This is a genomic window from Paenibacillus xylanexedens (genome assembly GCF_007676705.1).
In the GTDB taxonomy this organism is placed as follows: Bacteria; Bacillota; Bacilli; order Paenibacillales; family Paenibacillaceae; genus Paenibacillus; species Paenibacillus xylanexedens_C.
The window spans coordinates 278,057-304,577 of the sequence record NZ_VEBF01000006.1 but is presented as its reverse complement, the minus strand read 5'-3'; the positions used below and the strand labels follow the sequence as shown (position 1 = coordinate 304,577).

The window sequence follows — 26,521 nt, the reverse complement described above, 5'->3', positions numbered from 1 at the left end:
TTCAATGGTAGAACTTTAGCCTTCCAAGCTAATAGCGTGGGTTCGATTCCCATCACCCGCTTCCTAGTAACGTATAGAAGAGCCTTTGCTTATAGCAGGGGCTCTTTTGTTTTCCCCTATAAGAAAAGGTGATTTTCTAAAAGTCAGGGTTTAATATTACTTAAATAACTGATTTCATTTCGTTCACTACGCAAAAAAGACAGGCTCCTCTCCTACGAATATACGCAGGAAGAGGGGCTTGTCTTTTTTGTTACAGCTCGCGATTAATATCTTTCCAGAATGGTCTGTGTTTTCAAGCCATCGGCAGGAATCAGCCAGTTGTTGTTCTCCAGCAATTGCAGCAGTTGGGTACGCAGTCCGGATACGGCTACAGCATCATCGGTTTTGAAAGAGACCTCTACGATATTCTCAATACCTGTACCTGCTGCGTTACGGATCGGCCATACTTCGAGTGTAAGCTCTTGACCATTCCATGTACCTTCATATCGTTGAAACGTTATTGGACCATAAGCACGGGATTGTGTAAGCTGCTGTTTGCCCCAGTTGGAGGAAGTCCAGTTTTTCAATTTGCCTGGAAGCTTGTCCAGTAACATGTTCAAGGCTTCTTGCTCCGAAGGAAGTTGGACACCTGTTGCATTGGTATCGACTTTTTTGGTGTTGGAGAAGCTCAGGGTTTGTTTGCCATATCCCCAATCAATCTCAGCCTCGTAATTATCATCCGATTGATCAAAACCTTCTTGATTAGCCAAAGTTAGTGCTGCATTGATGTCGCCATTGATCACAGGGTACCGCTTTTTGTAGGTCAACTCGTAATTGTTTTTGTCATCTTTTTTACGAAAACGTACGTTCCATCCTTGTTGATCCAGTCCGAGAGAATTCGTATCGAAGTACTCTGCGTTAATGTTTCTTGGCGTGGAAATCAGGCCGAGTGTCTGAATCACTTCACTGCGTGGTGTCCCATCTGTATTCAATACAAGTTCCGGCTTGGCCAGAAACTTCACTTCATAAGCAGGAACGGCATTGGCAGCAGCTGAAGCCTGTGGTGCTCCCAGAAATGTCATTCCACTTCCCAATGTTACGATGCTCAGCATCAATGAGGCGGTTACCTTTTTCCACTTTTTCAAAACCAATCACTCTCCTAATCTGGATTAGCGTACAGACTCAACTTTATCGCCCGAATATATGAAAGCGATTAACGGGGAGAGCTCATTGCGTTAACCCTGCATAGATTTGATGAATGGCAAACGATACTTTATTGAGGGTCAGGTTAGTCATGCGTGGAAAAGGGGAAAGTTGTGACTCACCTCTCGCAGTACTTCTTTGAAGCGGTTTACCTGAACTGACGGGTGGCGGTCCTTGTTATGTACAGTGTAAATATGGCGCGGTGCCTGCTCTCCTGGAATGGGGAGAACCTGAATGAGCCCATGTTGTTCCTCCCACTGTACCGCCATCCGAGACATGAATGAGACATGCCCCCCGAGTAGTACGAGTTGTTTGATCGCTTCCAGGGAATCCATCTCTACGGTGCTCCGCAAACGGATGTCATGTTGCGCGAGCCATTGATTGGTTAACCGACGAGTACTGGATTCATTGCCATGTAAGGCAAAAGGAATCTGTGCGATATGATCAGGTGTTAATACATCCTTCTGGGCCAACCCATGCTGAGGAGAACAGATTAAAACCAGGTCATCTTCACACAGTGTCTCGGCTTGCAGCGCGGGTCCAACAAACGGCTCGGAAGAGATCACACCCAGATCAATCTGATGTCGAATCAGCATCTCGCGAATAACAGGTGATGGTTTGACGGATAAGACGATCCGTATGCCAGGGAATTCCTGCGAAAAGGTATTGAGCATGGCGGGCAGCAGGTATGTAGCCGGTACATAGCTTGCCCCAATGTGCAGAGTGCCCCGATAGAGACTGTCATATTCCTTTACAACCCGTCGTGCCTCCTGGGTCAAGGCATTGATTTTGACGGAATAGTGGAGTAGAGCTTGTCCAGCCTCGGTTAGAAACGTCTTTCCACTGCGCGATTCGAATAATCGCACACCCATCTCTTCCTCCAACGACTTCATATGAAATGTAACGGTGGGTTGCTTGATCCCCAGTAACTCGGCCACGCTTGTCATGTGATGATGCTTGTCGATCAGCTCAACAATTTGCAATTTGATCAGATTCAATGTCCCAACACTCCTCTCATTTCTACTGGCCCCAATATAAAAGATGATCTAATGTTTTCATAAAGACGGAGAGTACAGAACCAATCTGAAGAAGCGAAGCGTTCGCCTTTATCCCCGGATTTCTCCCTTCATAAAGGGAATATAAGAAATCTGGGGATAACAGCGATCGGAAGATGGTGCTGTAATCGAAGCGACAACATGAAAATTGATTTAGTTCACCTACTATAGATTTAATCTATGAACATCAACAGAATTCATCTAAAAAGTTAATTCCAATTTTACATACAAGACATACAACTCGCGAAAGCGGACGTTAGACTGAGAACAGTGCAAGAGATCAAGTAACAGAAGACAGGTAGGGATGCTTATGAAATTAGAGATAACGGGAATTCAAAAATCATTTAATCAAACACCCGCACTACTGCCGACAGATCTAACGCTTGAACATGGAAAGTTTACGACACTGCTCGGCCCATCGGGCTGTGGCAAAACAACACTGCTCCGCATGTTGGCCGGGCTGGAACAGCCGGACGCGGGGGAGATTCGTGCAGATGATCAGTGTATCTACTCTGCGGCAAAGCGGATTGATATACCGACACACAAGCGTAATCTGGGCATGGTGTTTCAGGATTTTGCATTATGGCCGCATATGACCGTATACGAAAATGTAGCGTTTGGCCTGAAGGCCGGAAAACAGAAATCTGATCTGCGGCAAAAGGTGAACGAAGCACTTGGCATGGTTCGCCTGCAAGGCATGGAAGATCGATATCCTCATCAGCTGTCTGGTGGACAGCAGCAACGGGTTGCTTTTGCCAGAGCGGTAGCTGTCAGACCTGGTGTGATCCTGTTCGATGAGCCACTGAGTGCACTGGATGCTGTACTCCGGGAAGAGATGCGGATTGAGATGATGTCGCTGGTTCGGGACATGGGACTGACTGCGCTGTACGTCACACATGATCAGATTGAAGCGATGTCGATGTCGGATGAGATAGTGGTGATGCAGAAGGGGCGGATATTGCAAAAGGGAAGCCCGGAAACGATCTACTCGGCGCCAAGTGATCCGTATGTCGCTTCGTTTATCGGAAAGTCCAATTGGCTCACGCCTAATCAATCGATGGTGCGACCAGAGCATGTCACCTGGAACAAAACAGGTCATGACGATCTATGTTATCCGGGAACTGTACTCAGCGTCAGCTATGTAGGTGAACGTTACGAAGTGCGATTGCAGATGGAAGGGCTTGGCGTATGGACAGCCTATATGAACCAAAGAGTGCGGGTGGGAGAGCGGGTTCAGCTCTATATAGCCCCCGAACGAATATGCCGAATGGATGGTTATGATAACCCGAGTGTGAATCACAGAGAAGTTATAGCAGCGGCCAATTAAGAAATCAAACAGAAAACAAGGGAGATGGAATGATATGTTAGGGATGAACACACGGAAAAAGAGCGCAATGCTGTTATTAACTGCGGTAATGAGTATCAGTTTGTTTGGATGTAGTACAGGGAACACAACCACAGGCAATGCGGCACAACCCGCGGGTGAAGGAAACACAGCAGCGGCGGCGGAAACAACGAAACCGGCTGGCGGCAAGTTGGTGTTGTACAGTGCTGGCCCACAGAAGTTGGCGGATAACATCGTGAGCGGATTTACGGACAAAACAGGTATCGAAGTCGAGATGTTCCAGGGAACAACAGGCAAAATTCTGGCTCGTATGGAAGCAGAGAAATCCAATCCGGTTGCAGACGTTGTGATCCTGGCCTCTTTACCTTCCGCACAGGCTCTGAAAGCCGATGGACTGACTATGCCTTACCCGGACGCAGCCAATGCAGACAAGCTGAACAAGGATTGGTCGGATGCAGAGGGTAACTATTTCAGTAGCAGTGCTTCCGCACTGGGTATTGTGTATAACACCAAGCTGGTATCTACACCACCAACAAGTTGGGCAGAGCTGGCAACGCCTGCGTGGAAAGATGCAGTGAACATTCCCGACCCTACATTATCAGGTTCAGCACTCGACTTCATCACAGGATACCTGAGCGCGAACGGTGAAAAAGGTTGGGATCTGCTGAGTGCCTATAAAGCCAATGGTGTAGCGATGGCAGGCGCCAATCAGGAAGCACTTGATCCGGTCATTACGGGTGCCAAAAGCATCGTAGCGGCAGGTGTGGATTACATGGCGTATTCCTCCAAAGCAAAAGGTGAACCACTGGATATCGTATATCCTGAGGAAGGCACAGTAATCAGCCCAAGACCGGCAGCGATTCTGAAATCCAGTCCGAATGTAGAGAATGCCAAAGCGTTCATTGACTACTTGTTGTCCGATGAAGCTCAGAAGCTCGTAGCAGATGCCTATCTGATTCCGGGCCGCGAAGACATTGAAGCGACTAACCGTGCCAATGTGAAGGATATTCCACAACTTAAAGTGGATTGGAACTGGATGAGTGAGCATGGCGAAGAGACTGCGGCTCGTTTTTCCGAGACTTTTAAATAAGACATAGTACGAAAAAGACAATTAGGCAAAAGGAATACCTGCTGTCTGTGGAAAGTCATGTGAGGTGAAGGTAGTGAAACCTGTTGGAATGGACAACAACCGAATTTTTCGGAGAGTGGGCGTGATTCTGGCCCTCTTTCTGCTGACCATAAGTATTGGCGTGCCGCTCTTGCTGATCTTCTGGCAAAGTGTGTATCCGGACGGGCAGTGGGACTGGATGGCTCCGATTCGCACGATTACAGGTCATCATCTATCGGGTGTATTGCTGAACTCCGTCTGGCTTGGCATCTGCGTTGTAGCGGTAACCACACTGCTGGCGCTGCCGCTTGCCTGGATGATGGCGAAGACCCGTATGGGTGAGCATCGCTGGGTGGATGTAATCTTGATGATCCCGTTCATGACTCCGCCGTATATCGGATCAATGGGATGGATTCTGTTTATGCAAAAAGGGGGATACCTGCAGCAATGGGTGCCCTCATCTGCAGGCTGGAGTGAGCTGTTCTTCAGCTTCTGGGGCATGGTGCTCATCATGAGCTTGCACCTGTTCCCATTCCTGTATCTGCTGCTTCGGGATGCGTTGATCCGCATCGGTGGCAATCTGGAAGAAGCGGGAGCTGTGCATGGTGCACGTGCGGGGTACCGTTTCAGACGCATTATTCTACCCTTGTTGCTGTCGTCCTACGGCATGGGGATCATGCTGGTCTTTGTCAAAACGATTGCGGAATTCGGAACACCGGCAACCTTCGGGCGCAAGATTGGCTATTATGTCATGACCTCCGAAATTCACAAGTACATCTCCAGTTGGCCGATTGATTTCGGCAAGGCGACTTCACTGGCATCGGTGCTGCTGTCCGTGTGTCTGGTGATGTGGTATATGCAGTCTGCCATGAGCCGGAAGTTCACGTATCGTCTGGTAGGTGGCAAGGGGCAACGTTCGAAGCGATATTCCCTTCGTGGCGGAGCAGGATGGTTGTGCGGGGCGTATCTTGCGATCCTGTTGATCCTGTCGATAGGTATCCCGTATTTCTCCATCATCGCCGCTTCGACCATGAAGCTACGGGGATCAGGAATTGCTTTTGATAATCTGACCTTGGATCATTACAAAGAGCTGTTATCTTGGGGTTCAGTGAGTATGAAGGCGATCGGGAACAGTCTGGGACTATCCCTTGCGGCTTCCACGGTTGCCGTTATTATCGGTACGGGTTTTGCGCTGGCTATCGGCAGATCGTCTTCATTCATGCAGCGTGTGATTGACTTGTTCAGTCTGTTGCCTAATACGGTGCCGGGCATTGTGATGGTGGTGGGACTGATTCTGTTCTGGAATTCACCTTGGATGCCAGTCACGTTGTATAACACTTACGGTATGGTTGTTCTCACGTACGTTGTTCTCTTCTTGCCTTACACCGTGCAGTATGTAAAATCGAGCTTTACCCAGATTGACGGAACATTGTTTCAGGCGGGGCAAGTATTTGGCGGGAAGCCGCTGTATATTCTGCGGCGCATCCTGATCCCGCTGATCCTGCCCGGCATGCTCGCCGGCTGGATGATGACCTTTACGATTGCTACCCGGGAGCTGGTAGGTTCGTTATTGATTCTTCCACCGTCGATGCAGACGTCGGCTACGTATATTTTTGCCCAATTCGAACAAGGTCAGGTGTCACTCGGAATGGCGATGGCCGTTGTAACTGTAGGTATGACGGTGCTCATGCTGCTTGGAATTGAAATACTGAATTCAAAGAGAAAGTGGAATGCATCATGATCAAACTGAACGTATGGGGCGGTGCAGGGGAACATGGGCGTTCCGCCTATCTCCTGAGCGGGAGCAATTTTCGCCTTTTGCTGGATTGTGGTGTGAAAAAAGAAGGTACGGGCGAGTATCCGCTGATTGAACCGGAGATTGTTCCGCAACTGGATGCGGTTCTGTTATCCCACGCCCATGAGGACCATTCGGTCGCCATTCCATTGCTGTATAAGATGGGCTACCAGGGTGAAGTGTGGACGACGAGAGAGACGAGGGCGCAGCTGCGTACGTATTTTGCCAACTGGCGCAGGTTTGTAGAGCGTGTAGGTGAAGAACTTCCTTATGATGAAGCAGATGAGCAAGCTATTCGTTATCGGTATCTGGAGGATGAGGGGGTATCCCAAACCTGGTTCGAACCCATTCCTGAAGTGAAAGTGATGTGGGGACGGAGTGGACATCTGGCTGGATCCGTGTGGTTTGGGCTTGAAGTGGAAGCTAAGCGGATTTTCTATTCCGGGGACTACACGTCCGAATCGATGCTTTTACAGGAGGATTGTCCAACGGAGGTGTTCACGCAGGCAAGCATGATTCGTGAAAATACGTTGTTCGATACTCCGAGCAGTAAACGGTGGGGTGCGGAGGAACTAATCGCTATCAACAGTGGGCAAAAGGCTGGAGAATTCATAACGTCACAAGATCAGACATCTGTTGCATCAGAGGCATCGTCAAGCACACTCGTATCCATGGAGGAGATATCCATCAAACAGGGTATTTTCACATCCAACGGAGCAGATGGAGCAGGCAGAGCAAACGTAGCAGACGCAGCAGCAATATCTTCCGTCGGGCTGGTTGATCTGGCGATCGTTGATGCGGCCTACGGTACGGACCAAGATACACAGGCTGACAAACTGGAACAGCTGGAACGAGCCATTCGCCAGACGATTGCTCAAGGTGGAAAGGTGCTCTTACCCATGCCTGTCGTAGGGCGTGGACAGGAGATCATACTGTGGGCACAGCAACAATTTCCGGCTGTTCCAATCGTAGTGGAACAAGGGCTGGTGGACGGCATGAAGCAGCTTATGCATGTTCCGTACTGGTTGAGGGACAAGGGAGAGCATATCACCGGAAGTTCGTTGAAAGACGAAATGGATGGCTTTCTGACCGGACGAGGATGGGATCTACCTACGACCACCCCAGAGCGGGAACAACTGTTGAAAAAACATACTGCTTCGCTATGGTTCATTCCGGACGGCATGATGCAGTCCTCGCTTGCCCGTTGGTATTATAGTCAATTCTCGGACAGGGAGGAGAATCTGATTCTGCTCACCGGGCATGTTGCTCATGGTACGTTTGCTGATAAGCTGCTACGGGTTCCTGACAAGTATGGAGTGTGTGAGGTGCGGAAAATACGTTATAAAGTGCATCAGGGCTGGAAGGATGTCGAGCGGATGCTACATCGGACTCCAGCAAGGCATACGGTTCTTGTGCATGCTGACCGGGCAGAGACGGACAGATTAAAAGAAGGTTTGCTCAGAAATAGCCCGTCACCGGGAACAGTTATACATTCACTGTCTGCTGGTGACGAGCTATATGTGTGAATTGTGCATGAATCGAATTATTGTGTTATCTGAGAACGTCCCTGGGGACGTTCTTTTTCCATTGTTGTGTGATCATTTAGGGTTCGCGATGAATGGGGTGCTCCAGTTCAGCATGACCCATCAAACTATCAACGGCTTCACCATCCACCAATATATCCAGGCTGTTCACTTCATCAAATTGAAACATCGTTGTTGTTAAAGCTTCCAATGCGAGCAATTCTCCACTGGTACCGAGGTTGGCTTCAGCGGGGATATGAACATCCAAAGTCACCGTACCCTCAGTATATTGGATAGAGAGCAATTCAACCTGCTCCCAGAGGGAAACGAGCTCCGAATCGGTGTTTGTTTGCATAGCTGCGAATGTTTTTTCGTATTTCTCGGAATCATCCTTGTATTCAATTTCCTGCTCTGTTTTCTCAAGCTCCAGCACCTGAGAATCTGCCAAATAAACATCGACGACTTGTGTGTTCATTTTGCCCAGATCCACCTCCGTTTCGGTTGGATTTGGTGACTGCGCCTGTCCTCCCTGAACAGCAGGTTCATTCGATCCGGATTCGCTCACTGGCTTCTGAGCACATCCAACTCCGATAAGGATCAAGCATGATAATATAAGTGCACAACCTAGCTTCTTATTCAAAGAATCACTTCCTTCATCTGATTTATTTGATGATTTACAGGCCTAAATACTCCTTGATTCCATCGGCTATCGCTTGAGCGGCTTTCGTCTGAACAACTTCGGACGACATCAGTTCTTCATCGAGTACATTACTCAAGAATCCCACTTCCAAAAGTACTGCAGGCATGGTCGTGTCTCGGATTACTTCCAAGTTGCCATTTTTCACACCACGATCTCTGAGACCCATGGCTTTCACCAAACGTTGATGAATGATATTGGCTAATTCCTTGCTGTTACTGCGTTGATAATAATATGTCTCCGTACCTGTTGCTTGGGGGGCAGACTCTACACTATTGCCATGGATAGATACGAATACATCTGCATTTAATTGATTGGCGAGCTGCACACGCTCAGGGCGGGTCGGATAAGTATCACCCTCACGAGTCATCACCAATTCGATATTGGGTTCATTGAGCAGCAGGGCTTGTACTTTGTGAGCTAATTCCAGGTTGTATTCCTTTTCGGGTTTGTTCGTGATGCTGATCGTCCCTGGATCACTGCCACCGTGTCCTGGATCGATCACAACGACCTTGCGTCCTGAATCGCCTACTGGAGTGACAGGAGCAGGTGCGATGTTGTCTCCCGCAACATTCAGATCAATAATCAGTTTGTCGGCAATCACATTCTGGCTGTACTGGACATCCATCACATTATTCAATTCTACGACAATTCGAACTTGTCCTGGATCTCGTTTGAAAAGCGAATATCTCACTTCCGTCACATTGGGATAACCGCTCACATCCAACTTGCCATTGAGTCCTTGATCCAGTGGTTGGGAGATATCACCAAAGGTGGCTCCAGGCAAGTCCACAACCAGACGATCAGGGTACTTGAGGGTCGTTACTACCGGCTGAACGGCCCCATCCGTGGATAAGACGAGCTGATTGTTGGCAAATTGGATATCGGTAACTTGGGCGTTAGACGTTGAAGGCCCTTTTCCAGAACTGTTGCCTGGTGCGATAGCAGGTTCCTTACTGGTGTTCGTTAAGTATACGATCTTGTCTTGATTGTTCCATTTTACCGTAAGCCCCATTTGTTCACTGACAAATCGAATGGGCACCACCAGCGTTTTATTCAAAATTTGCGGTGCTGTGTTCAAGGTGACCTGCTTGTCAGCAACCATGGCTTGTTTTTGGTCCACGGTTAGAGAGATGATCTGTTGATCTTGCTGGATTTTTACAGTGTGTGCTTGCTGGTTCCAATCGACTTTGAATTTCAAATTTTCGGCAACGACACGAATCGGGATCATCACGTTTTTATTGATAATCGTCACCTGTACATCATTTGGGAGGACTAATTCCTCTCCATCCATAAAGATTTTCGACGTGCTTGCAGCGGCATTTCCCTGATTAGGGAGCAAAAAGAGTAAGAACAGGCTCAAAAACAGTAGTAAAATGGTTTTCTTCATTATGCACCTCGACTAGTATTAGATCTATTTCTTAATTCCAGAATATACCTACACAATATAAACGGTAAAATTGTAAAAATGTTTCTTTTTTGATCTTAAATTATCTAATTTATTTATAGATGAGCACGTATTCTTTTGAACGTTGATGGGATTTCTGCTAGATGTATGTATTCGAAGTCGGAACTGAGGATGTATCTCAAACAAAGAGACGATCCTGTTGAAGGACCGTCTCCTATTACTCTTTATGAAAAAAAAATTATTGCAATTGCAGTGCTTTGGCTGTTTTTGCCTCAACTTCATCCAAAAGTGAAGTCATGTCCATACCTGCGTGGTTGCCGAGCAGGATAATGGTGATATCATCGGACAGATTACGTGAAAAAGCTGTGGCAAACCCGCCGCCACTACCGTTATGGAAGACGGTACGATTCGTGCCGTTTTCTTTGAGAATCCAGGCGTAGCCATAGTTTTTATCGGAGTAAGGCTCATACATCTGTTCAATCGTATCCTGGCTTAGAATCTTGTCTGTATAGAGCGCACGATCCCATTTGAGCATATCGTCCACCGTGGAATAGATGGTTCCTGACCCGGATTGAGACACATAGTAAGGAGCAGTTACCCATGCGTTATCTTGTTGAACAAAACCACTAATCGTATGCACTTTACGGGAAGCCTCTCCCGAATTTTTCATGCCAAGTGGTTTCAGTATCGTCTGTTGCACGTAATCGGCATAACTCATGCCAGATACCTTTTCAACGACGTATGCGAGCAGAACATACCCGCTGTTGCTGTACAGATAGGCACTCCCCGGTTCGAATTTCAGCGTTTTGTGACGAATCTCTTCCACAGTCTCTTCCATAGAAGTTCCTTCACCCCGCCCGAATGCAGATGGCAGACCTGAAGTCTGGGACAACAGCATATGCAGCGTGATCTGATCTCCCTTCGGTATACCGGAGATATACTTGGAGATTGGATCTTGTACATTAATCTTACCATCCTCCACCAGACTCAAAATGGATGCAGCCGTGAAAGATTTGCTAAGTGATGCGATTCGGGTCTTCTGATCCGGGCGATTCAGCGTCAGTTCATCGGCAAGTCCGTAGCCTTGCTTCAGAAGTACTTCACCATCGCGGGCAATCAGAGCCATACCTGGATAGTTGATCTCGCGCAGATACGTATCTACGCTGGCAACTTCGCTGTTCAGCAGGCTGACTTGATCGGTTACCATATTCACACTCATCTGACCTGTAGCTGTGCGTTGGACTTTGATATCGGCCTTGATTGCATTAGCCATGGCCCGGACAGGGACCATCAACGTACCGTTAACCGTACGTGAATTCACACCTGTGGCCAGATCGACCTGGTTTACCTTAATGGAATTGCTGCCAGCCTGATGGATCAGCTTGTCTCTGCCAACGGTAATGGTAGCCGTCTTGGAGCGATTATCCCATTTCAACGTGCCTTTAACCGATGTGACCACATCCCTCAGTGGAACAAACGTTGAACCTTTGATTATAAGTGGTACGTTCTTCCAGGATTGTTGCTCACCATTCACTTCAATGTGAACTGCTTGCGTCGCCTGCGCTGCGGATGCCGTGATACCGGTTTGTCCCAGAATCGGGCCTGCGCACAGGATGAGCGCTAACAGAATGCGGAACATGGATGAATACACAGTGGAATAACGTTGTCTTTCATTTGACTTGCGTAAGATTTGAAACCTCCCCTTCCAATCGTTTCTTGAATAACCAGCTTATGAGCATTGTAAACGATCTCGCTTAGAGGGTCAAAACGAGAAGAAGGATAAGGTGAATCCATCTAATCCGAGCGAAAAGATTAAATTTATTCTAATTTAGTATTTATACATAATATTTTTACAGCAATTGTCCGATAAAAGGATGGGTGAAGATTATGATGGGGGATAGTTAAATGAAGAAAAGGATTCGCAATTGGTTTACTTTAACCGTAAAAAAACGCCTGGTTGCTGCATTGCTCCTGTTCCTGATAGTACCGAGCATCACCGTGGGATGGTTGTCTTATCAAAAAGCTGCTGACCAGGTTAAGCTGGAAATTATTCGTTCCGCACAGGCCAAAACAGAAATGCTCAGTCTGCAGATTAATCAGATGTTGGATATGGAGAAGGATAACGCAGCACAGATGGCCGCGGGTATTACTTCAAACGATATTATTAATCAATCACCTGCGCTTCAAAGGCAGATGGATCGGATGTCTCAAAATCACAAGGAATTGGGTGTGCTTACTGCAGGTGCCGAAGATGGTAGCTGGATGAAGTCTCCTGAATCCGAGGAACAGAATTATGATCCTCGAGAACGTTCATGGTATACGATGGGTATGTCCCAGGATGAACCGGTAATCTCAGATACGTTCCAGTCGGCTTCGACGGGCGAATGGGTTGTGACCGCAGCGGCCAAGCTGGCTGACGGCAAAGGGGTATTCGGAGCCAATGTCAGTCTCAATCATCTGAAAGAATCCGTTGATCAGATACGCATTGGTAAAGAAGGAAAACTGTACATGCTGGATAACGGGGGTAAATTCCTGTTCCACTACAACATTGAATCCGGCACACAGTCGGATGAAAGCTATATTAATGAGATGTATACGCAGGAAAGTGGTACTGTGAAGTATACATATGATGGTCGCGAAGTGGAAGCTGTGTATTTTACCAATCCGGTGACGGGTTGGAAAATTGTTGGTGAGATGGTTCCTTCGGAAGCAACGGAAGCCGTAATGCCTATTTTGATCCGTTCAATTACGATTGTGGCATCTGCATTGGTTATTGGGTTGATTTTGCTTGTTTTCATTATTCGCAGCATTCATCGGCCATTACTGCAATTAACGCAGGCAGCATCCCAAGTTAGCGCAGGGGATCTAACAGTACGTGTAGGTTTGCAGCGTAAGGATGAGTTCGGACAGCTTGGAGAAAGCTTCGATATGATGACGACTTCACTCCGTAGTGTGCTTGGAGAAGTACATGATACATCCTCCCAGCTGGCAGCATCTTCTGAAGAGCTAATGGCAAGTTCGGAACAGACATCCAAGGCCACAGAACAAGTGGCTGAACTGATGCAGGATGCAGCTGCAGGAACAACTTTGCAAAACAACAGCCTTGCTGCTACAGGTCAACTCGTGGGCGAAATGTCCATTGGAGTTAAAGAGATCTCATCAAGTGCTGAAGATACTGCTCGTATCGCGCTTGATGCATCCACCAAGTCGGAAGCGGGTATGGTTACCGTGGAAGAAGCGGTTACTCATATTCAGCAGGTGAACGACGAAAGTAAAGCCATGTCTGTGGTCATTGAGGATCTGCGCGCGAAAAATGAAGAGATTCTTGTGATTGTGGCCGAGATTACGGCCATTGCCAAGCAGACCAACATCCTCGCATTGAATGCATCCATTGAAGCTTCAAGAGCTGGCGAGCAAGGGCGAGGATTCGCCGTTGTAGCCAACGAAGTGAAGACATTGGCTCACAGTTCAGGCGCTTCAGCCGAGCGGATTAATGAGCTTATGCATGAGATGCAGGAGAAAACCAATGCGGTGCAATCCACATTTGACCGTACGGGAGAAGGTATGGTGAAGAGTTCGCAGATGGTTACAGAAGCGGGCGAAGCATTCCATAACATTCGTACTGCGGTACAGTTGGTGGCTGCACAAGCTGGAGAAGTATCCGCGGCTTCCCGTCAAATTGATGGCGGCATGAGTCATATCAACAAGGCAGTAAATGATACGATGGTTCTTTCTGACAGAATTGCTTCTGGAACGGAAGATGGATCAGCTGCAGCACAGGAACAGTTGGCCACGATGGAAGAGGTTGCAGCATCTTCGGCAGCATTGTCACGTATGGCTGAAGATCTGCAAAGTATGATTGAACGGTTTAAGTTGTAACAGGGATTGAAATGAGACTGCAGGGTTGCGACCCTGCGGTCTTTTTCTGTTGAACAAGGGTATCCGTGAGTCTTCAAACACAGCATCCTTTTTAGTTATGTTGACATGTAACAAACAAAATTATATTATGTCTATAAATAAACAAACAAAAATTATTATTTGTTATTTGATATTCGGTTAAAATGACTATAACAATGATAAAAAAGGAGCTTTTACATGAAATCATCAGAATCCTGGTTGCAAACAGCTTCGCTGGAAGAGATCAAGCGTGGTTATATGGAGGACGGTCCCGCCTATATATGCGTCTGCTGCGGATACAGGACGGAAGTGGGGATTATCTACCCCGAAGAAGGGGTGCTCTATGAGGCAGCCCGCTATATGCGTGTTCATATTGAGAAGGTTCATGGATCGGTATTTGAGTATTTGCTGGAGTTGGATAAAAGCGTAACCGGATTGTCTGATGTCCAGCGTGGCTTGCTGGCCCAATTCTATGAAGGAAAGAAGGATGCTGAGGTACAGAAGACCCTTGGCATCGGGAGTGCTTCCACGATTCGGAATCATCGGTTTGTATTGAAGGAGAAGGAACGGCAGGCCAAGATATTTTTGGCATTAATGGAGCTTCTCAAGAGTAAAGATGCCCAAGCTCCGGCTGAATGGGTATCGCCTGTGACAAGGCATGGACATACGATCCGTCGTGATTCATTTGATATTACAGAACAGGATCGGGAGAAGGTGCTAAGCAAGTATTTTCCGGAAGGCACCAGCGGTCCACTGACGACGTTTCATATGCAGCAAAAGCATAAATATATCGTGCTCACTGAGATAGCCAAACGATTCGATACAGAGCGTAAATATTCCGAGAAACAGATCAATGAGCTGCTGAAGAAAGTCTATGACGATTACGTGGAAATACGGAGGTACCTGATCGACTATGGCTTGATGGAGCGTGAGCCAGATGGCAGTCAGTATTGGCTGGGAAGTCCTACAGATCAACAGAGTGCCCAAGATAGAAAACAGGGTCGCAAAGAAAAGGGGGAGCGGGAGAACATGGATCGTCGCAAAGAATTGCAGGAACAGGCGAAGGAAGTCAAGACGGAAGCGGGCGTCTACCAGATTCGGAATGAACGTAACGGCAAAGTCTATATCGACAGTACACTTAATCTGAAAACCATTAATGGACAACGGTTTATGCTACAGATGGGCAGCCATCTGAATCGAAGATTACAGGCTGAATGGAATGAATATGGAGAGAATGCCTTCGTGATCGAAGTGCTGGAGACATTGAAGCAAGATGATAACCCCTACTACGATCCCAAAGATGCATTGACTAAATGTCTGAACCGCTGGTTTGAACAGTTAGAGCCCTATGGAGACCAAGGGTACCACGGAGATAAAAAGCAATCTGCTGAATAGGCGGGACATTTTCATTTCTAAAGTTCCTGACCTTTCATAACCCAAAAGCCCCTTTGCCAATATGATGGCAAAGGGGCTTTTGGTGTGTACAGACTACTTATTATATAAGTTGAACTAATCTTTAGTTCAACGGTTACAGCTTGAATTGTTCCACCAGCTTCTGCAGCTTGTGAGCCAGATGTGCGAGCGAGTCAGCAGAGGATGATATCTCCTGCATGGAAGCCACCTGCTCCTCCGTAGCTGCAGAGATGTTCTCTGTTCCATCGGCGTTGGTTTCCGATATGGTGTGAATCTGATCAATGGATTGCACCACTTCGGCTGTACTTGCAGACATCTGCTGTGAAGCAGCTGCAATGTTCTCAAGCTGATGATTGACGACCCCAACAGCCTGACTAATCTGGGCAAAAGCCTCATCTGCAAATTGCACAGCACGAATGCCGTTGCTTACATCCTGCTGCCCAATCTGTACATTATGATTGGCCATGGCAATCTCCTGTTGAATTGCTCCAACCATCTCTACAATCTTCTGGCCGGACAGGCTGGATTGCTCCGCGAGCTTGCGAACTTCGCTGGCAACAACGGAGAAGCCGCGTCCATGCTCACCTGCGCGGGCTGCTTCAATGGAAGCATTGAGTGCAAGCAGATTGGTCTGTGCAGCGATGTCTGTAATGACAGATACCATCTCGCCAATGGATGTGGAGTGCTGCTCAAGTCGCCCCGCAGTATCTGCCATACCCTGCACAAAGCGACTGACGGAATCCATCTCGGATACGGCTGTCTGCATGGTAGCATTCCCTTTATCCGCGAGCTCACTTGCTTGCATGGCAGCCTCGGATACTTGTTGTGTGCTGTTTGTTACCTGTCCCACACCTCCAGCAAGCTCATTCATCTGCTGTGCAGTATGTTTCAAGCTGCTTGTTTGTTTCTCAAGTCCAGCTGCGGATTCTTCCGTGATCAAGGCAACTTGCTCAGTTGCTTTGGTTGTCTCGGATGAATTGACTGCCAATTGTGTTGAAGAGGCAGTTAACTCGTCAGCTGTGTGACGGACGTCCTGAATGACATTTCGTAAAGATTCGCTCATCTTATTGAAGCTGGTGCTGAGTTTCCCGAACTCATCCTGTCCCAATACAGCCACCTCAATGGTCAGATTGCCATCACTAATCTCGTTGGATGCCTTCACCAGGCGGTTCAGCGGTTTGGTGATCGACTGCACAATCCAGAAAATAATGATGGAGCTTACAGCGATCGCAATCGCAATAACGATAAGGGTGGTATATAGAATGGGCCGGACAGATTCCGTCACTTCACCACTATCAATGACACCGACCACAGTCCAGCCTGTCGTTTCATTGGTGGAGAAAAAGGCGTGTTCCTTGTTCCCATTAAGTGTATAGGTCAGACTTCCGTTTTTCTTTGCAAAAATATCTTTATAGGGCTCCATGGTTCCTTCGGTTCCCGGTTTTTCGGTAGGATGTACAATGATTTTGTTGGCATTATCAATGATATAGACATAACCCTTCTCGCCGATCTTCGTGGAATTAACCGTTTGGGACAGGGCTTCAAGCGACAGGCTGACAGAGACGACACCATGGCCATCCGCTGAGGTCTGAGCTACCGATGCAACAACATTGCCGGTATTGCTTGATATGTAGGGGGTGATTACAGTAGGGACATCTTTGTTCTGTGTAGCAGCCTGATACCACGGGCGTTCGCGCGGGTCGTATCCTTCCTTATTCACCGCCGTTACAGGGGAGTTAATATATACGCCCTGATCGGTACCGATGGAGGCAAGCTCCACGTCATCATGGGTTTCCTTATACGCATCGAGCAAAGTACGGATGGTATCTGTCTCGTCACCCTGGTTGGGGCCGACATTGCCTGGATCCAGCTGACTTGCCAGGAAATCAACATTTTTACGTGTTGCTCCAATGATCTGGTCAATGGTCTGGTTGAGCACAGTAACATTGCTAATTGCGTTTTCATACATTTTCTCTTCGACCTTGGCTTCGGCTGTTTGGAACGAAATAATGCCCAGACTGATTGTGGGAATGAGTAGTACGATGGCAAATGATAAAATCAGTTTCTCTCTCATCTGCAGCGTTCTTTTGGCCCCTTGTTCACGAATCTTCTTCATACACATTCCCCCTCTGTGTAATCCAACCATTTCCCTGGTGGATATATCCAATCTGGTAAAGTTTCCAACATTTCCAGATGTTTCTGGTGCTATCGTATGACAAAATTCGAGTTTATTCAACATTATTTATGCGGTTTGTGAAAATATTTTTTTAATTTTATAGGTATTTAGGATTACATCTGTTCTATAAAAAGTAATCTGTCTCTCCCTTAGTGCACATCTTGTGGTATATTTCTGAATTAATGTGGCACGAAAAATGCACCTGAATAAGTACTCATCGATATATATCGGTTGATGGAGACAGAAATTGGAGAGGGGTTGTACCAGAGTTGGACCAAAGTACACAACAGATATCTAGACAGAAGAACACGGAAGAGGTCCAGGATCATGCCACTTTCATGCAGGGGGTGAAAGATTGTATCCCAACCCTGCTTGGCTATTTGAGTATTGGCTTTGCTGCGGGTGTCATTGAAATGACCGCAGGTCTGAGTCTGGCGGAAACGGCTCTGCTCAGCCTGATCCTATATGCAGGATCAGCTCAGTTCATTGCAGCAGGCATGCTCGCATCGAATGGGTCGGCACTAGCCATCATGTTCACCATATTTTTTGTGAATCTTCGTCATTTGCTGCTCAGTGCAGCTGTATCACCGTATTTTCGGCATCTGACTCCGCTTAAAAATATGTGGATTGGTTCACTACTTACCGATGAGTCTTTCGGAGTGGCGATGACGCGTGCTATTGGCAGGGAAAGGCTCAGTGAACGCTGGATGCACGGTCTGAATATTACCGCATACCTGAACTGGTTCGTAGCCAATATGGCGGGAGCATACTTTGGACGCTGGATCACCAACCCGGAACGACTGGGTCTCGATTATGCACTGCCAGCGATGTTTATCGGACTGGTTGTACTTCAGTTGGTGCATCGCAAAAATAAAAAAATACACATTAATGTGGCGATTATCGCCGTGGTCTGTGTAATCTTCGCCAGTATGGCTTCACTTGGCAGCATGAGTGTTATTGTGGCTGCGGTCATTGCGGCAACGATGGGAGTGTTCATGGAACGATGGAAGTAAGATGGGATGTGTTTTGGATTATTATGGGTTCAGCGTTGTTAACATTTATCCCGCGTGTACTGCCGCTGATGCTGTTCAGCAAGATACAGATTCCAATGTGGTTATTACGCTGGCTGGAGTATGTACCCGTTGCGGTCATGGCATCACTGATCGGTCAGGAACTGTTCATGTCGGACAACCAGTTAGTGCCGATTACGCAGAATGCAGCCTTGTGGGCATCCCTGCCAACGATTGCAGTAGCCATCTGGACACGCAGTCTGCTTGGAACCGTATTGGTCGGTATTGTGGCTATGATGATCTTGCGATATTGGATCGGATAATTGATGTACAAGTTGAACTAAAGAAAATATTTACACTAGCCACTTCGATGACAGAACAACCTTCCGATCACTGTTATCCCCAGATTTTTCAATTCAATTTTATAAAGGTGTAAATGGATGTTCAACTTATATAGGTTCTATTGTAATATCCGGTAATTCCTTCGCCTGATCGGTTAATACTGTTCTATAGAGGACAGATAACCTATCTGAGCGAAGGGAGCTGGATTCATGAGTGAACCGAAGCGCAAGCTGTTAATTACGGGAGCTGCTGGAGTCATTGGTCGCAGTCTGTTGGAGGGGTTGAGATCCAAGGGCACGTATGACATCGTCGCGGCCGATCTGCATGAAGATGAGGAAGCTGGCATTATAGCCATGGATGTGACAGACGGGGAACGCTTGAAAGAACTGATGCAGGGAGTTCACACCGTTCTGCACATTGCATGGGCCAAGGATGAGGAAGATTTTCTGGGCAAAGTCCTGCCGATCAATGTAACTGGAGCCTACCATGTATATGAAGCTGCACGGTTGAACGGTGTTCAGCGGGTGATTTTCGCAAGTTCCAACCATGCGACAGGCTTCTATCCTACGGGTGAGGATATTGAAGTGGATGATCCATACCGCCCGGACAGCTTCTATGGACTTAGCAAATGTTATATTGAACTGCTGGGACGGTATTACGTCGACAAATATAACTTGTCCTCATTCAACATTCGGATAGGGAACTTCTCAGGCGATACATACCCGCACTCGGAGCGCTCGGCTCACATCTGGATCTCGCCAAGGGACATGGTTCAGCTCGCCGAGTGCTGTATTGAGGCGGATTCGGGCATGAAATATCTAAATCTGTACGGGACTTCAGCGAACACGGATAACTATTATGATATTGGCTACTTGGCGGAGAAGATTGGATACCGTCCTCAGGATGATGCAGCCGAGTTGTGGGAAGAGGCAAAGCTTAAGGGCGTACCCGATAAACGGGACGAGACAGCCTATCAGGGCGGAGGCCATGTGGAGAAAGAACCGAAGGATTCATAGATGGGTATCTATATAAGATGAATTAATCAATTACACGATAACGGAGAGGACAGAAAAAACCTGAAAAGGCGAAGCTACAAGCTTTCTGAAAGAAAGCTGCATCGAAAGCATACGCTTATCCCCAGATTTTTTTGATTCCCTTCTGAAAAGGGAATCAAAAAAATCTGGGGATAACAGCGATTGGAAGGTTGTTCTGTCATCGTAATGTCAGTGTAAATATATAGTTCAACTTATATAGTTATGAAAACGCTATTTTCTATTGCAGCCGAAAGGGATAAAATGGAGACTGAGGTGTTCAGTGTTTCCATTTTGCACAAGAGGAAGGAACGATTTCAATCATGAGTACAAGTCCATCCGTTATATTGTTTCAAGGAGATTCGATTACAGATGGGGGAAGATCACGCAATGATGATCCGAATCATTTTCTCGGTCACGGGTATGCGTATCTGATCTCCAGCAAACTGGGTATGGAACTGGCCAGCAAGCATAAGACGTTCTATAACAGAGGCATCAGTGGGGATCGGGCATCCGATCTGTACGCACGCTGGAATGAGGATACGATTAGTCTGAAACCCGATCTGATCAGCATCCTGATTGGGGTTAATGATGCCTGGCGCACGATGAATGGAGAACCTAGCGGGATTACGGATCGTTTCGGACGAGCATATCGTCACTTGCTAGAAGAAACACGGGAAGTGATGCCGGATACGGGGCTGGTTTTGCTGGAGCCGTTTATTCTGAAAACCGGAGCGACTGTGGAGAAATGGGAGGCCTGGGAAGAGCATATTGGTCAGTATCAGAAGCTGGCGCAAGGTCTGGCTGAAGAATTCGGAGCTGTGTGGGTGCCATTGCAGCAAACGTTCAATGATGCTCTGAAGCAGGCGGATGCAGCGTACTGGTTATGGGATGGCGTACACCCAACCGCAGCAGGTCATGAGCTGATTGCACGTCAGTGGTTATCTGTTGTACAGAATTCTCCACTTGCGATTGTGTAACAACAACGGAACAGTTGCGATAGGGGCAGCAGGAACGGGTATTCAGGATTGGATAAGGGTATGAGATAGCCATAAAAGCCTGTGGTGACGGGCAGAATGCAACGGAGAACCTGACGAAGGTTCTTCGTTTTTTTTGTTAAGAAGGAGAAGGGCGTAAGGTCATTGAAGGGGTTATAATGGATAATTCTTCAAAAGTGTTATGAAATCCGGTAAAATGAAATCGATTACATTATAATATCGGTATGACATTCCATTAACGAAGAGTGGTGAATCCAGTGAAAGATTCCATTCACGAAGTCGAAAATGAAAACATAAACAAACGTGGAAATGAGAGCAAAGCAGTGCGCTCTCTAAGTGCCGACAGACTCTTGGAGAAGTTATCCCGGCCTGAATTGACTACGCTATACACGGACTTGAAGGCTTACGGTGAACGTGCCTTGCACGAACCCATGCCTTCCTTGTCGTTCCGTCTATATCGACAATTCAGCGATACGGGTGAGCGAAAAGCCTATGAGGAAGCTTATTTTGATCGAAGGGGCAGACTGGCTGCTGTGGCGATGCTCGCATTGGACACGGCCAGGCCGCATGCACTGCAAGTGTTAGAAGATATGTTGTGGGACATATGTGGTGAGTATACGTGGTGTTTGACAGCGCATCTGGGTACGGGAGAAGTCGATCAGGTAGATGGAAACATCGATCTGTTCGCCGCAGAGACAGTACATATGCTGGCCGAAGTTATAACGATTCACGCCGAGCGGCTGGATCGCCTTGTCATAGAGCGGATCAGATTCGAAGCCGAGCGGCGAATCTTCACTCCGCTTTACCGGGATCAACGGAAGTTCCACTGGCAGACAGCGGATCACAACTGGTCGGCAGTCTGTGGTGGCTGCTGTGGCATGGCTGCATTGTTGCTGTTGGAAGATGAGCCAACACTACGGGAATCGATCTGCCAAACAGTCAGTTGTATGAACGCATTCCTGAGCGGTTATGGCGAGGATGGCGGCTGTGCCGAAGGTATTGGATATTGGGTATATGGCTTCGGTTATTTCACCTATTATGCCGAGATGCTTCGTGAGTACAGTGAAGGCGAACTAGATCTGTTGACGGGTTCCAAAATCGCCGCAATCGCTGCCTTCCCGCTGCGAGTTCATCTGTCGGGCGGCACATTTGTGAATTATTCGGACAGTGCCGAGCAGGAAGAGATCCCTTCCGGTTTACTCTCCCTGCTTGCATCCCGGGTAGGGCTGCAGGTGGATCTGCCGCTTCACATTCCACTGCTTACCGATGATCCCTGTCATCGCTGGGCTCATCTGCTGCGGAACGTGATGTGGAGCGATCCGGGAGTATATGGTGATGAAGGAGCCTCTGCAGCGGCTGAACGTGGGTTTATTTTTCAAAATCTGGGCTGGATGATTGCAAAGGGGGCGCTCGATTTTCCGGGTACACAACGTACGAAAAGCGACACCCTTCATGTGGCTATTTCCATTAAAGGCGGGCATAACGATGAACCGCACAACCATAATGATCTGGGGCAGTTCATTATCCATTGCGGTGGTGAGAATATCCTATGTGATCCAGGAGCAGGGTTGTATAGCCAAGCGTATTTTGCACCAGGCAGAGAGCAGTTGTTCCACATCTCGTCATCCGGGCATAGCGTTCCGCTCATTGAAGGCCAGGAGCAATGCTCCGGTCGGCAAGCGCAAGCCCAAGTGTTGAAGGCAAATTTGGCAAAGGATAGCGGTGAGCTGGATACAACATTGGATCTGACATCCGCATACCCGGGATCTGCTTCGCTGGCTCGTTATACGCGGCAATTTCATTGGAGAATAGGTCCTGACAGTAGCAGAGATACGGCAGAATTGCGTATAAATGACCGTTTTGAATGGAATAGCAGGAGTATGTCTCAAGCTGAACGATCATCTTCGGTGGACGATTCAGGTGCAGGGTGTTCAAGCGTTGTGGAGCGATGGATGAGCAGAGTGCAGCCGGAAGTGGTGAAGAGCGGTAATCTTCGCTGGCAAGGTGTACATGGAACCGTCCACATGACGTATGATGCGAACCAGTGGCAAGTCTTTACGGAGGCAGTGGACACAGTTGATCATGACAATGTTCCAGTCACATTCTATCGGACGTCGCTATCATGGACAGGTGTGAAAGGTGAGACGGATGTTCGGATAGAACGCTCTGATCCGCTTGAAACGATATGTGAGGTAATCTTCATCATTGAACCGAAAATGAGAGAAACTGAGGTGAACATGATTGAGTAAATATACATCTGCGTCCACGTATCCATGGAAAGATGAACTCGAACGTTACCGTACATTGGCAGAACAAGCGGGCCCAGCTCCGGCAGATGGCTGGAATCGGGATCGCAAGCTGGCACTTGTTGAGAGTGTTGTTCGCGCTTACACATCATATCAGGATAGTGATGGTGCAATTATAGATCCGTTCTCGGGTGTGGAGAGGTATTATTCTACACCAGCCTATGCGATGGCTGCGGCGGTTCTGGTTGACGCGGGGCGTACAGATCTGCTTGATTCCGCAGCGGCAGCCCTGTCACAGAGCATGGATGCCGTGGTCAAAGGTAGCGTACCTGACAATCACCCTGATTTTTATCCAGTGCTCATGATGCGAGCTTACATGTTGTTGAAGTCATATCTGCCGGAACAAGCGAAGATTTGGGCTGAGGCGCTCAAGACGATCGATCCTGAACAAGATTATGTATTTACGATGAGCAAGATGAACAATCCCAATCGCATGATCAACTGGAACGCGATTATGATCTCTGGCGAATATCTGCGGTGGCGTGAACAGCTGGCGAGCGAGGATACAAGATGGATGGATCGTTATCTGGAAGCCTATCATGTACCTCGATTTACGGCACTTGGATTATATCAGGATGGACCGCTGGATCGACCGAATTGTCCATTTTCATATGATATCGCCACCCGTTATCACATGGGGGTGATGCTTGAAGCAGGTTACGGGGGAGTCACTGCCGATACGTTACGTGAGCATCTTCGCCATGGTGCATTCAGCTCGCTGCTGATGTTATCTCCGCTAGGTGAGATTCCACCGCGTGGTCGCAGCTCTCAGCACCAATGGAATGAAGCGGCTGCGGCTTATGTATGCTCCACACATGCAACACTAGCTTTGCAGGCGGGAGATCCGGTGATGGCGGGTGCGTTCGCACGTGCGGCCAATCGGTGTTTTGCTGCTGTGGAGCGCTGGAAAATGGATGATGGGCGGCTGAAAATTGTACGCAATGAATACGCGCCAGAAGATCGTCACGGCTACGAAATCTATACCAACCATACCTGTTATAACCTGTGGACAGCAGCGGCACTGGCTCACGCTTGTCTCAGTGATCTTGGCGAAGATATAGGCGAAGTGTACCTTCCTTCCGAAGTGGGCAGCAGGGTTTTGCAGACCGATGGGTGGTTCGAAACCGTGATTGCCTCTGTACCTGGTCAGCAACTGGTATTGCACACGGCGATGAATGATCCGTATACGATCCCTGGTTTGGTACGGATTCAGCAGACGGGGTTACCTGGGCTGATTGGTCCATCTGCTGCCAGTCATGTGCAGGCCGGATTCACGCAATTCGCCGAAGGGATGGTTCGTCCACTTAGCTACTGTCCTGCCTGGAAGACCCCGGATGGGGTATGGCACAGCCTTGCAGAAGGCATTCCATCGGGTGGCGCATATGATCGTGACATTGGTTTGGACCCTGCTCAGGGAGGAGGGTCCATTGTATATGAGAAGGTGGACCCTGACACACGTAACCAAGTGGAGCAGCATCTGGCGGAAAGAGCGGTAGAAGATGGCGTGAACGCCTCGGAGAATTCTTTTGCCGTGACATGGGTCGGTCCATTACCTGGAATTGAAACATTGCGTACCCATTATGTGCAACAGGCTGATGTGCTGACCATAACGTATGAATTCGAAGGTGAGATCGCGGCTGCAGGTGCACTCATTCCGTTGATGTTCCATGATGGACGTGAACAGGCGCTAATTACTCATACGGATCAAAGCGTGAGAACGGAGTATCAGGGAGCGTATGTAGAATCTACAGCAATGGATCAGGGGGCCATTATTCATCTGGAGGAGCAGGTCGTGGCCTCCCGCAATGGGTTACTGAAGGAAGCACGGATTGAAGTGAACGGAGCACGTAGTCTGTCATTTGCGATCCGATTGGGCGAGGTTACATGAAGATGTTCAGGTCGAGGGTTAATGTAATGATGACGAACAACATAACAGCAGATATGGTGAGGTTGAACTGGAGCATTAAGCAAAGCTGTCTGGTATTGAATCGAGGAGGGATATGTTCATGAACACATCAACGTCGGTAAAATGGCTCGAGGAAGCGTGGCAACAGGGAGCTGCCAAAACGATTCGGAATGCGAAGCGGATTAAGGATACATTTCCACACATTGCCCCGCAAGGGACGTATGACCGGAATGATCCGGAATGGTGGACAGCAGGTTTCTGGCCTGGATTATTATGGCTGGTCTATGAGGATGCGCCGGAAAGTGAAGCGGTCGCTCCGCTACATCGCATTGCCGAAAGCTGTGAGCGGCAACTGGAAGGTTGTCTGCGTGATCCCGAATCGGTGGATCACGATCTGGGGTTCATCTGGCTGCTTAGTGGCGTAGCCAACTACCGCCAGACCGGCAGCGCGGATGGACGGCGGCGTGGCATGCTTGCCGCCAACCTGCTCGCTGCCCGGTTCCACGTGCGCGGTGAGTTCATCCGCGCCTGGAACTTCAGCTCGTCAGCAATGGATACGCGCGGCGTAGCCATCATTGACAGCATGATGAACCTGCCGCTGCTCTACTGGGCATCCGAGCAGAGCGGCGACCCTCGCTTCCGCTGGCTGGCGGAAGCGCATGCGGACACCGTGGCGCGCGAATTCATCCGCGCTGACGGGTCCATCTGCCACGTGGTGGAGTTCGATCCACACACGGGGCAGAAGCTGCGAGAGCATGGCGGACAGGGCCATGCTCCAGGTTCCGCCTGGGCGCGGGGCACCGCCTGGGCGTTGCACGGGTTTGCGCTGTCTTTCCGGTATACGGGCGAAGCCCGATATCTGGAGACAGCGGAGCGTGCGGCCGATTTCTTCCTCGCCATGCTTGGCGAAGAGATCGTGCCGGTGTGGGATTTCCGCGCACCTGCGGAGCATCAGGTGGCGTGGGACTCGTCCGCTGCGGCGATTGCCGCGAGCGGGTTGCTTGAGCTGGCGAAGCTGTCGCCACGCGGGGAGACCTATGCTGCCGCGGGAGAGCGTATCGTCCGCGGCTTGCATGAGAACTATAGCTCCGGCGACTCGGCAGCGGAAGAAGGTCTGATCATGCAGGGAACGGTGCATTACCCGGAAGGGCGAGGGCTGAATGTGCCGATTATATACGGCGATTATTTCTATATGGAAGCGCTGGCGAAGCTGCGTGGACGTGCGGGGTTATTTTAAAGAAGAATTGAGAACTACGCGCAGTATGAAGTAAAGCTTAGAACTAATCAGTAGGGTCATATTATTAGCCTTCGAGTTGATGCATTCGATTA

19 protein-coding genes are annotated in these 26,521 nt (G+C 48.5%); 13 read left to right on the top strand and 6 right to left on the bottom strand.

The features are described from left to right. Window positions 1-263: 263 nt before the first annotated feature. Window positions 264-1,124, bottom strand: a complete 861-nt coding sequence (locus FS628_RS25515) for a CYTH domain-containing protein (protein ID WP_145325757.1) — start codon at window positions 1,122-1,124, stop codon at window positions 264-266. Between the two features lie 147 nt (window positions 1,125-1,271). Beyond that, window positions 1,272-2,180 carry a LysR family transcriptional regulator gene (locus FS628_RS25510; RefSeq protein ID WP_145325756.1) on the bottom strand — a complete coding sequence of 303 codons (909 nt, stop codon included), beginning with the start codon at window positions 2,178-2,180 and terminating at the stop codon, window positions 1,272-1,274. Window positions 2,181-2,547: 367 nt separating this feature from the next. On the opposite strand from FS628_RS25510, the gene FS628_RS25505 reads away from it, so the two are divergent. From FS628_RS25505 to FS628_RS32800, 4 genes are all read left to right on the top strand, one after another. Next, entirely contained in the window at window positions 2,548-3,564 is a 1,017-nt protein-coding gene (locus tag FS628_RS25505) for an ABC transporter ATP-binding protein (protein WP_145325755.1), read from the top strand. Between the two features lie 34 nt (window positions 3,565-3,598). Beyond that, a complete protein-coding gene (locus FS628_RS25500; RefSeq protein ID WP_145325754.1) occupies window positions 3,599-4,672 on the top strand; it encodes an ABC transporter substrate-binding protein in 1,074 nt (357 codons plus the stop codon). An 88-nt stretch (window positions 4,673-4,760) separates the two neighbouring features. Beyond that, the gene (locus FS628_RS25495) at window positions 4,761-6,431 is read left to right on the top strand and encodes an ABC transporter permease (RefSeq protein WP_145325774.1); all 1,671 of its coding nucleotides are present in this window, start codon (window positions 4,761-4,763) and stop codon (window positions 6,429-6,431) included. Beyond that, window positions 6,428-8,011, top strand: coding sequence for an MBL fold metallo-hydrolase (locus FS628_RS32800; protein ID WP_260871187.1), 1,584 nt, complete (start codon window positions 6,428-6,430; stop codon window positions 8,009-8,011). Before FS628_RS25495 ends, FS628_RS32800 begins: the two co-directional genes overlap by 4 nt. Before the next feature lie 76 nt (window positions 8,012-8,087). Here the strand turns inward: FS628_RS32800 and FS628_RS25480 are convergent, their stop codons facing one another. From FS628_RS25480 to FS628_RS25470, 3 genes are all read right to left on the bottom strand, one after another. Next, complete coding sequence (locus tag FS628_RS25480; protein ID WP_222125292.1) at window positions 8,088-8,573, bottom strand: GerMN domain-containing protein; 486 nt, start codon at window positions 8,571-8,573, stop codon at window positions 8,088-8,090. 109 nt (window positions 8,574-8,682) lie between these two features. Beyond that, a complete protein-coding gene (locus FS628_RS25475) occupies window positions 8,683-10,095 on the bottom strand; it encodes an N-acetylmuramoyl-L-alanine amidase family protein (protein ID WP_145325752.1) in 1,413 nt (470 codons plus the stop codon). Window positions 10,096-10,351: 256 nt separating this feature from the next. Further along, window positions 10,352-11,764 carry a serine hydrolase gene (locus FS628_RS25470; RefSeq protein ID WP_222125291.1) on the bottom strand — a complete coding sequence of 471 codons (1,413 nt, stop codon included), beginning with the start codon at window positions 11,762-11,764 and terminating at the stop codon, window positions 10,352-10,354. A 254-nt stretch (window positions 11,765-12,018) separates the two neighbouring features. Here FS628_RS25470 and FS628_RS25465 point away from each other — a divergent pair, with 254 nt between their 5' ends. Both FS628_RS25465 and FS628_RS25460 read left to right on the top strand, forming a co-directional pair. Next, window positions 12,019-13,992 carry a methyl-accepting chemotaxis protein gene (locus FS628_RS25465; protein WP_145325750.1) on the top strand — a complete coding sequence of 658 codons (1,974 nt, stop codon included), beginning with the start codon at window positions 12,019-12,021 and terminating at the stop codon, window positions 13,990-13,992. Between the two features lie 216 nt (window positions 13,993-14,208). After that, complete coding sequence (locus FS628_RS25460; RefSeq protein ID WP_145325749.1) at window positions 14,209-15,405, top strand: DUF2087 domain-containing protein; 1,197 nt, start codon at window positions 14,209-14,211, stop codon at window positions 15,403-15,405. Window positions 15,406-15,538: 133 nt separating this feature from the next. Here FS628_RS25460 and FS628_RS25455 read toward each other — a convergent pair whose 3' ends face one another. Then, complete coding sequence (locus FS628_RS25455) at window positions 15,539-17,539, bottom strand: methyl-accepting chemotaxis protein (RefSeq protein ID WP_145325748.1); 2,001 nt, start codon at window positions 17,537-17,539, stop codon at window positions 15,539-15,541. 398 nt (window positions 17,540-17,937) lie between these two features. On the opposite strand from FS628_RS25455, the gene FS628_RS25450 reads away from it, so the two are divergent. The 7 genes from FS628_RS25450 to FS628_RS25420 all read left to right on the top strand — a co-directional run bounded on the left by FS628_RS25450 (window position 17,938) and on the right by FS628_RS25420 (window position 26,429). After that, window positions 17,938-18,612 (top strand): AzlC family ABC transporter permease, encoded by a 675-nt coding sequence (locus tag FS628_RS25450; protein ID WP_145325773.1) that lies wholly within the window; start codon window positions 17,938-17,940, stop codon window positions 18,610-18,612. Next, entirely contained in the window at window positions 18,603-18,932 is a 330-nt protein-coding gene (locus tag FS628_RS25445; RefSeq protein ID WP_145325747.1) for an AzlD domain-containing protein, read from the top strand. The genes FS628_RS25450 and FS628_RS25445 overlap by 10 nt, the downstream gene beginning before the upstream one ends. Before the next feature lie 228 nt (window positions 18,933-19,160). Continuing rightward, on the top strand, window positions 19,161-19,967 hold the full coding sequence (locus FS628_RS25440) for an NAD-dependent epimerase/dehydratase family protein (RefSeq protein ID WP_145325746.1): 807 nt from the start codon (window positions 19,161-19,163) through the stop codon (window positions 19,965-19,967). 338 nt (window positions 19,968-20,305) lie between these two features. After that, window positions 20,306-20,962, top strand: a complete 657-nt coding sequence (locus FS628_RS25435) for an SGNH/GDSL hydrolase family protein (RefSeq protein ID WP_145325745.1) — start codon at window positions 20,306-20,308, stop codon at window positions 20,960-20,962. Between the two features lie 275 nt (window positions 20,963-21,237). Continuing rightward, a complete protein-coding gene (locus FS628_RS25430) occupies window positions 21,238-23,229 on the top strand; it encodes a heparinase II/III domain-containing protein (RefSeq protein ID WP_145325744.1) in 1,992 nt (663 codons plus the stop codon). Further along, window positions 23,222-25,174 (top strand): glycosyl hydrolase, encoded by a 1,953-nt coding sequence (locus FS628_RS25425; protein WP_145325743.1) that lies wholly within the window; start codon window positions 23,222-23,224, stop codon window positions 25,172-25,174. Before FS628_RS25430 ends, FS628_RS25425 begins: the two co-directional genes overlap by 8 nt. Before the next feature lie 118 nt (window positions 25,175-25,292). Then, window positions 25,293-26,429 carry a glycoside hydrolase family 88 protein gene (locus FS628_RS25420; protein ID WP_145325742.1) on the top strand — a complete coding sequence of 379 codons (1,137 nt, stop codon included), beginning with the start codon at window positions 25,293-25,295 and terminating at the stop codon, window positions 26,427-26,429. The last annotated feature ends 92 nt before the right edge of the window (window positions 26,430-26,521 follow it).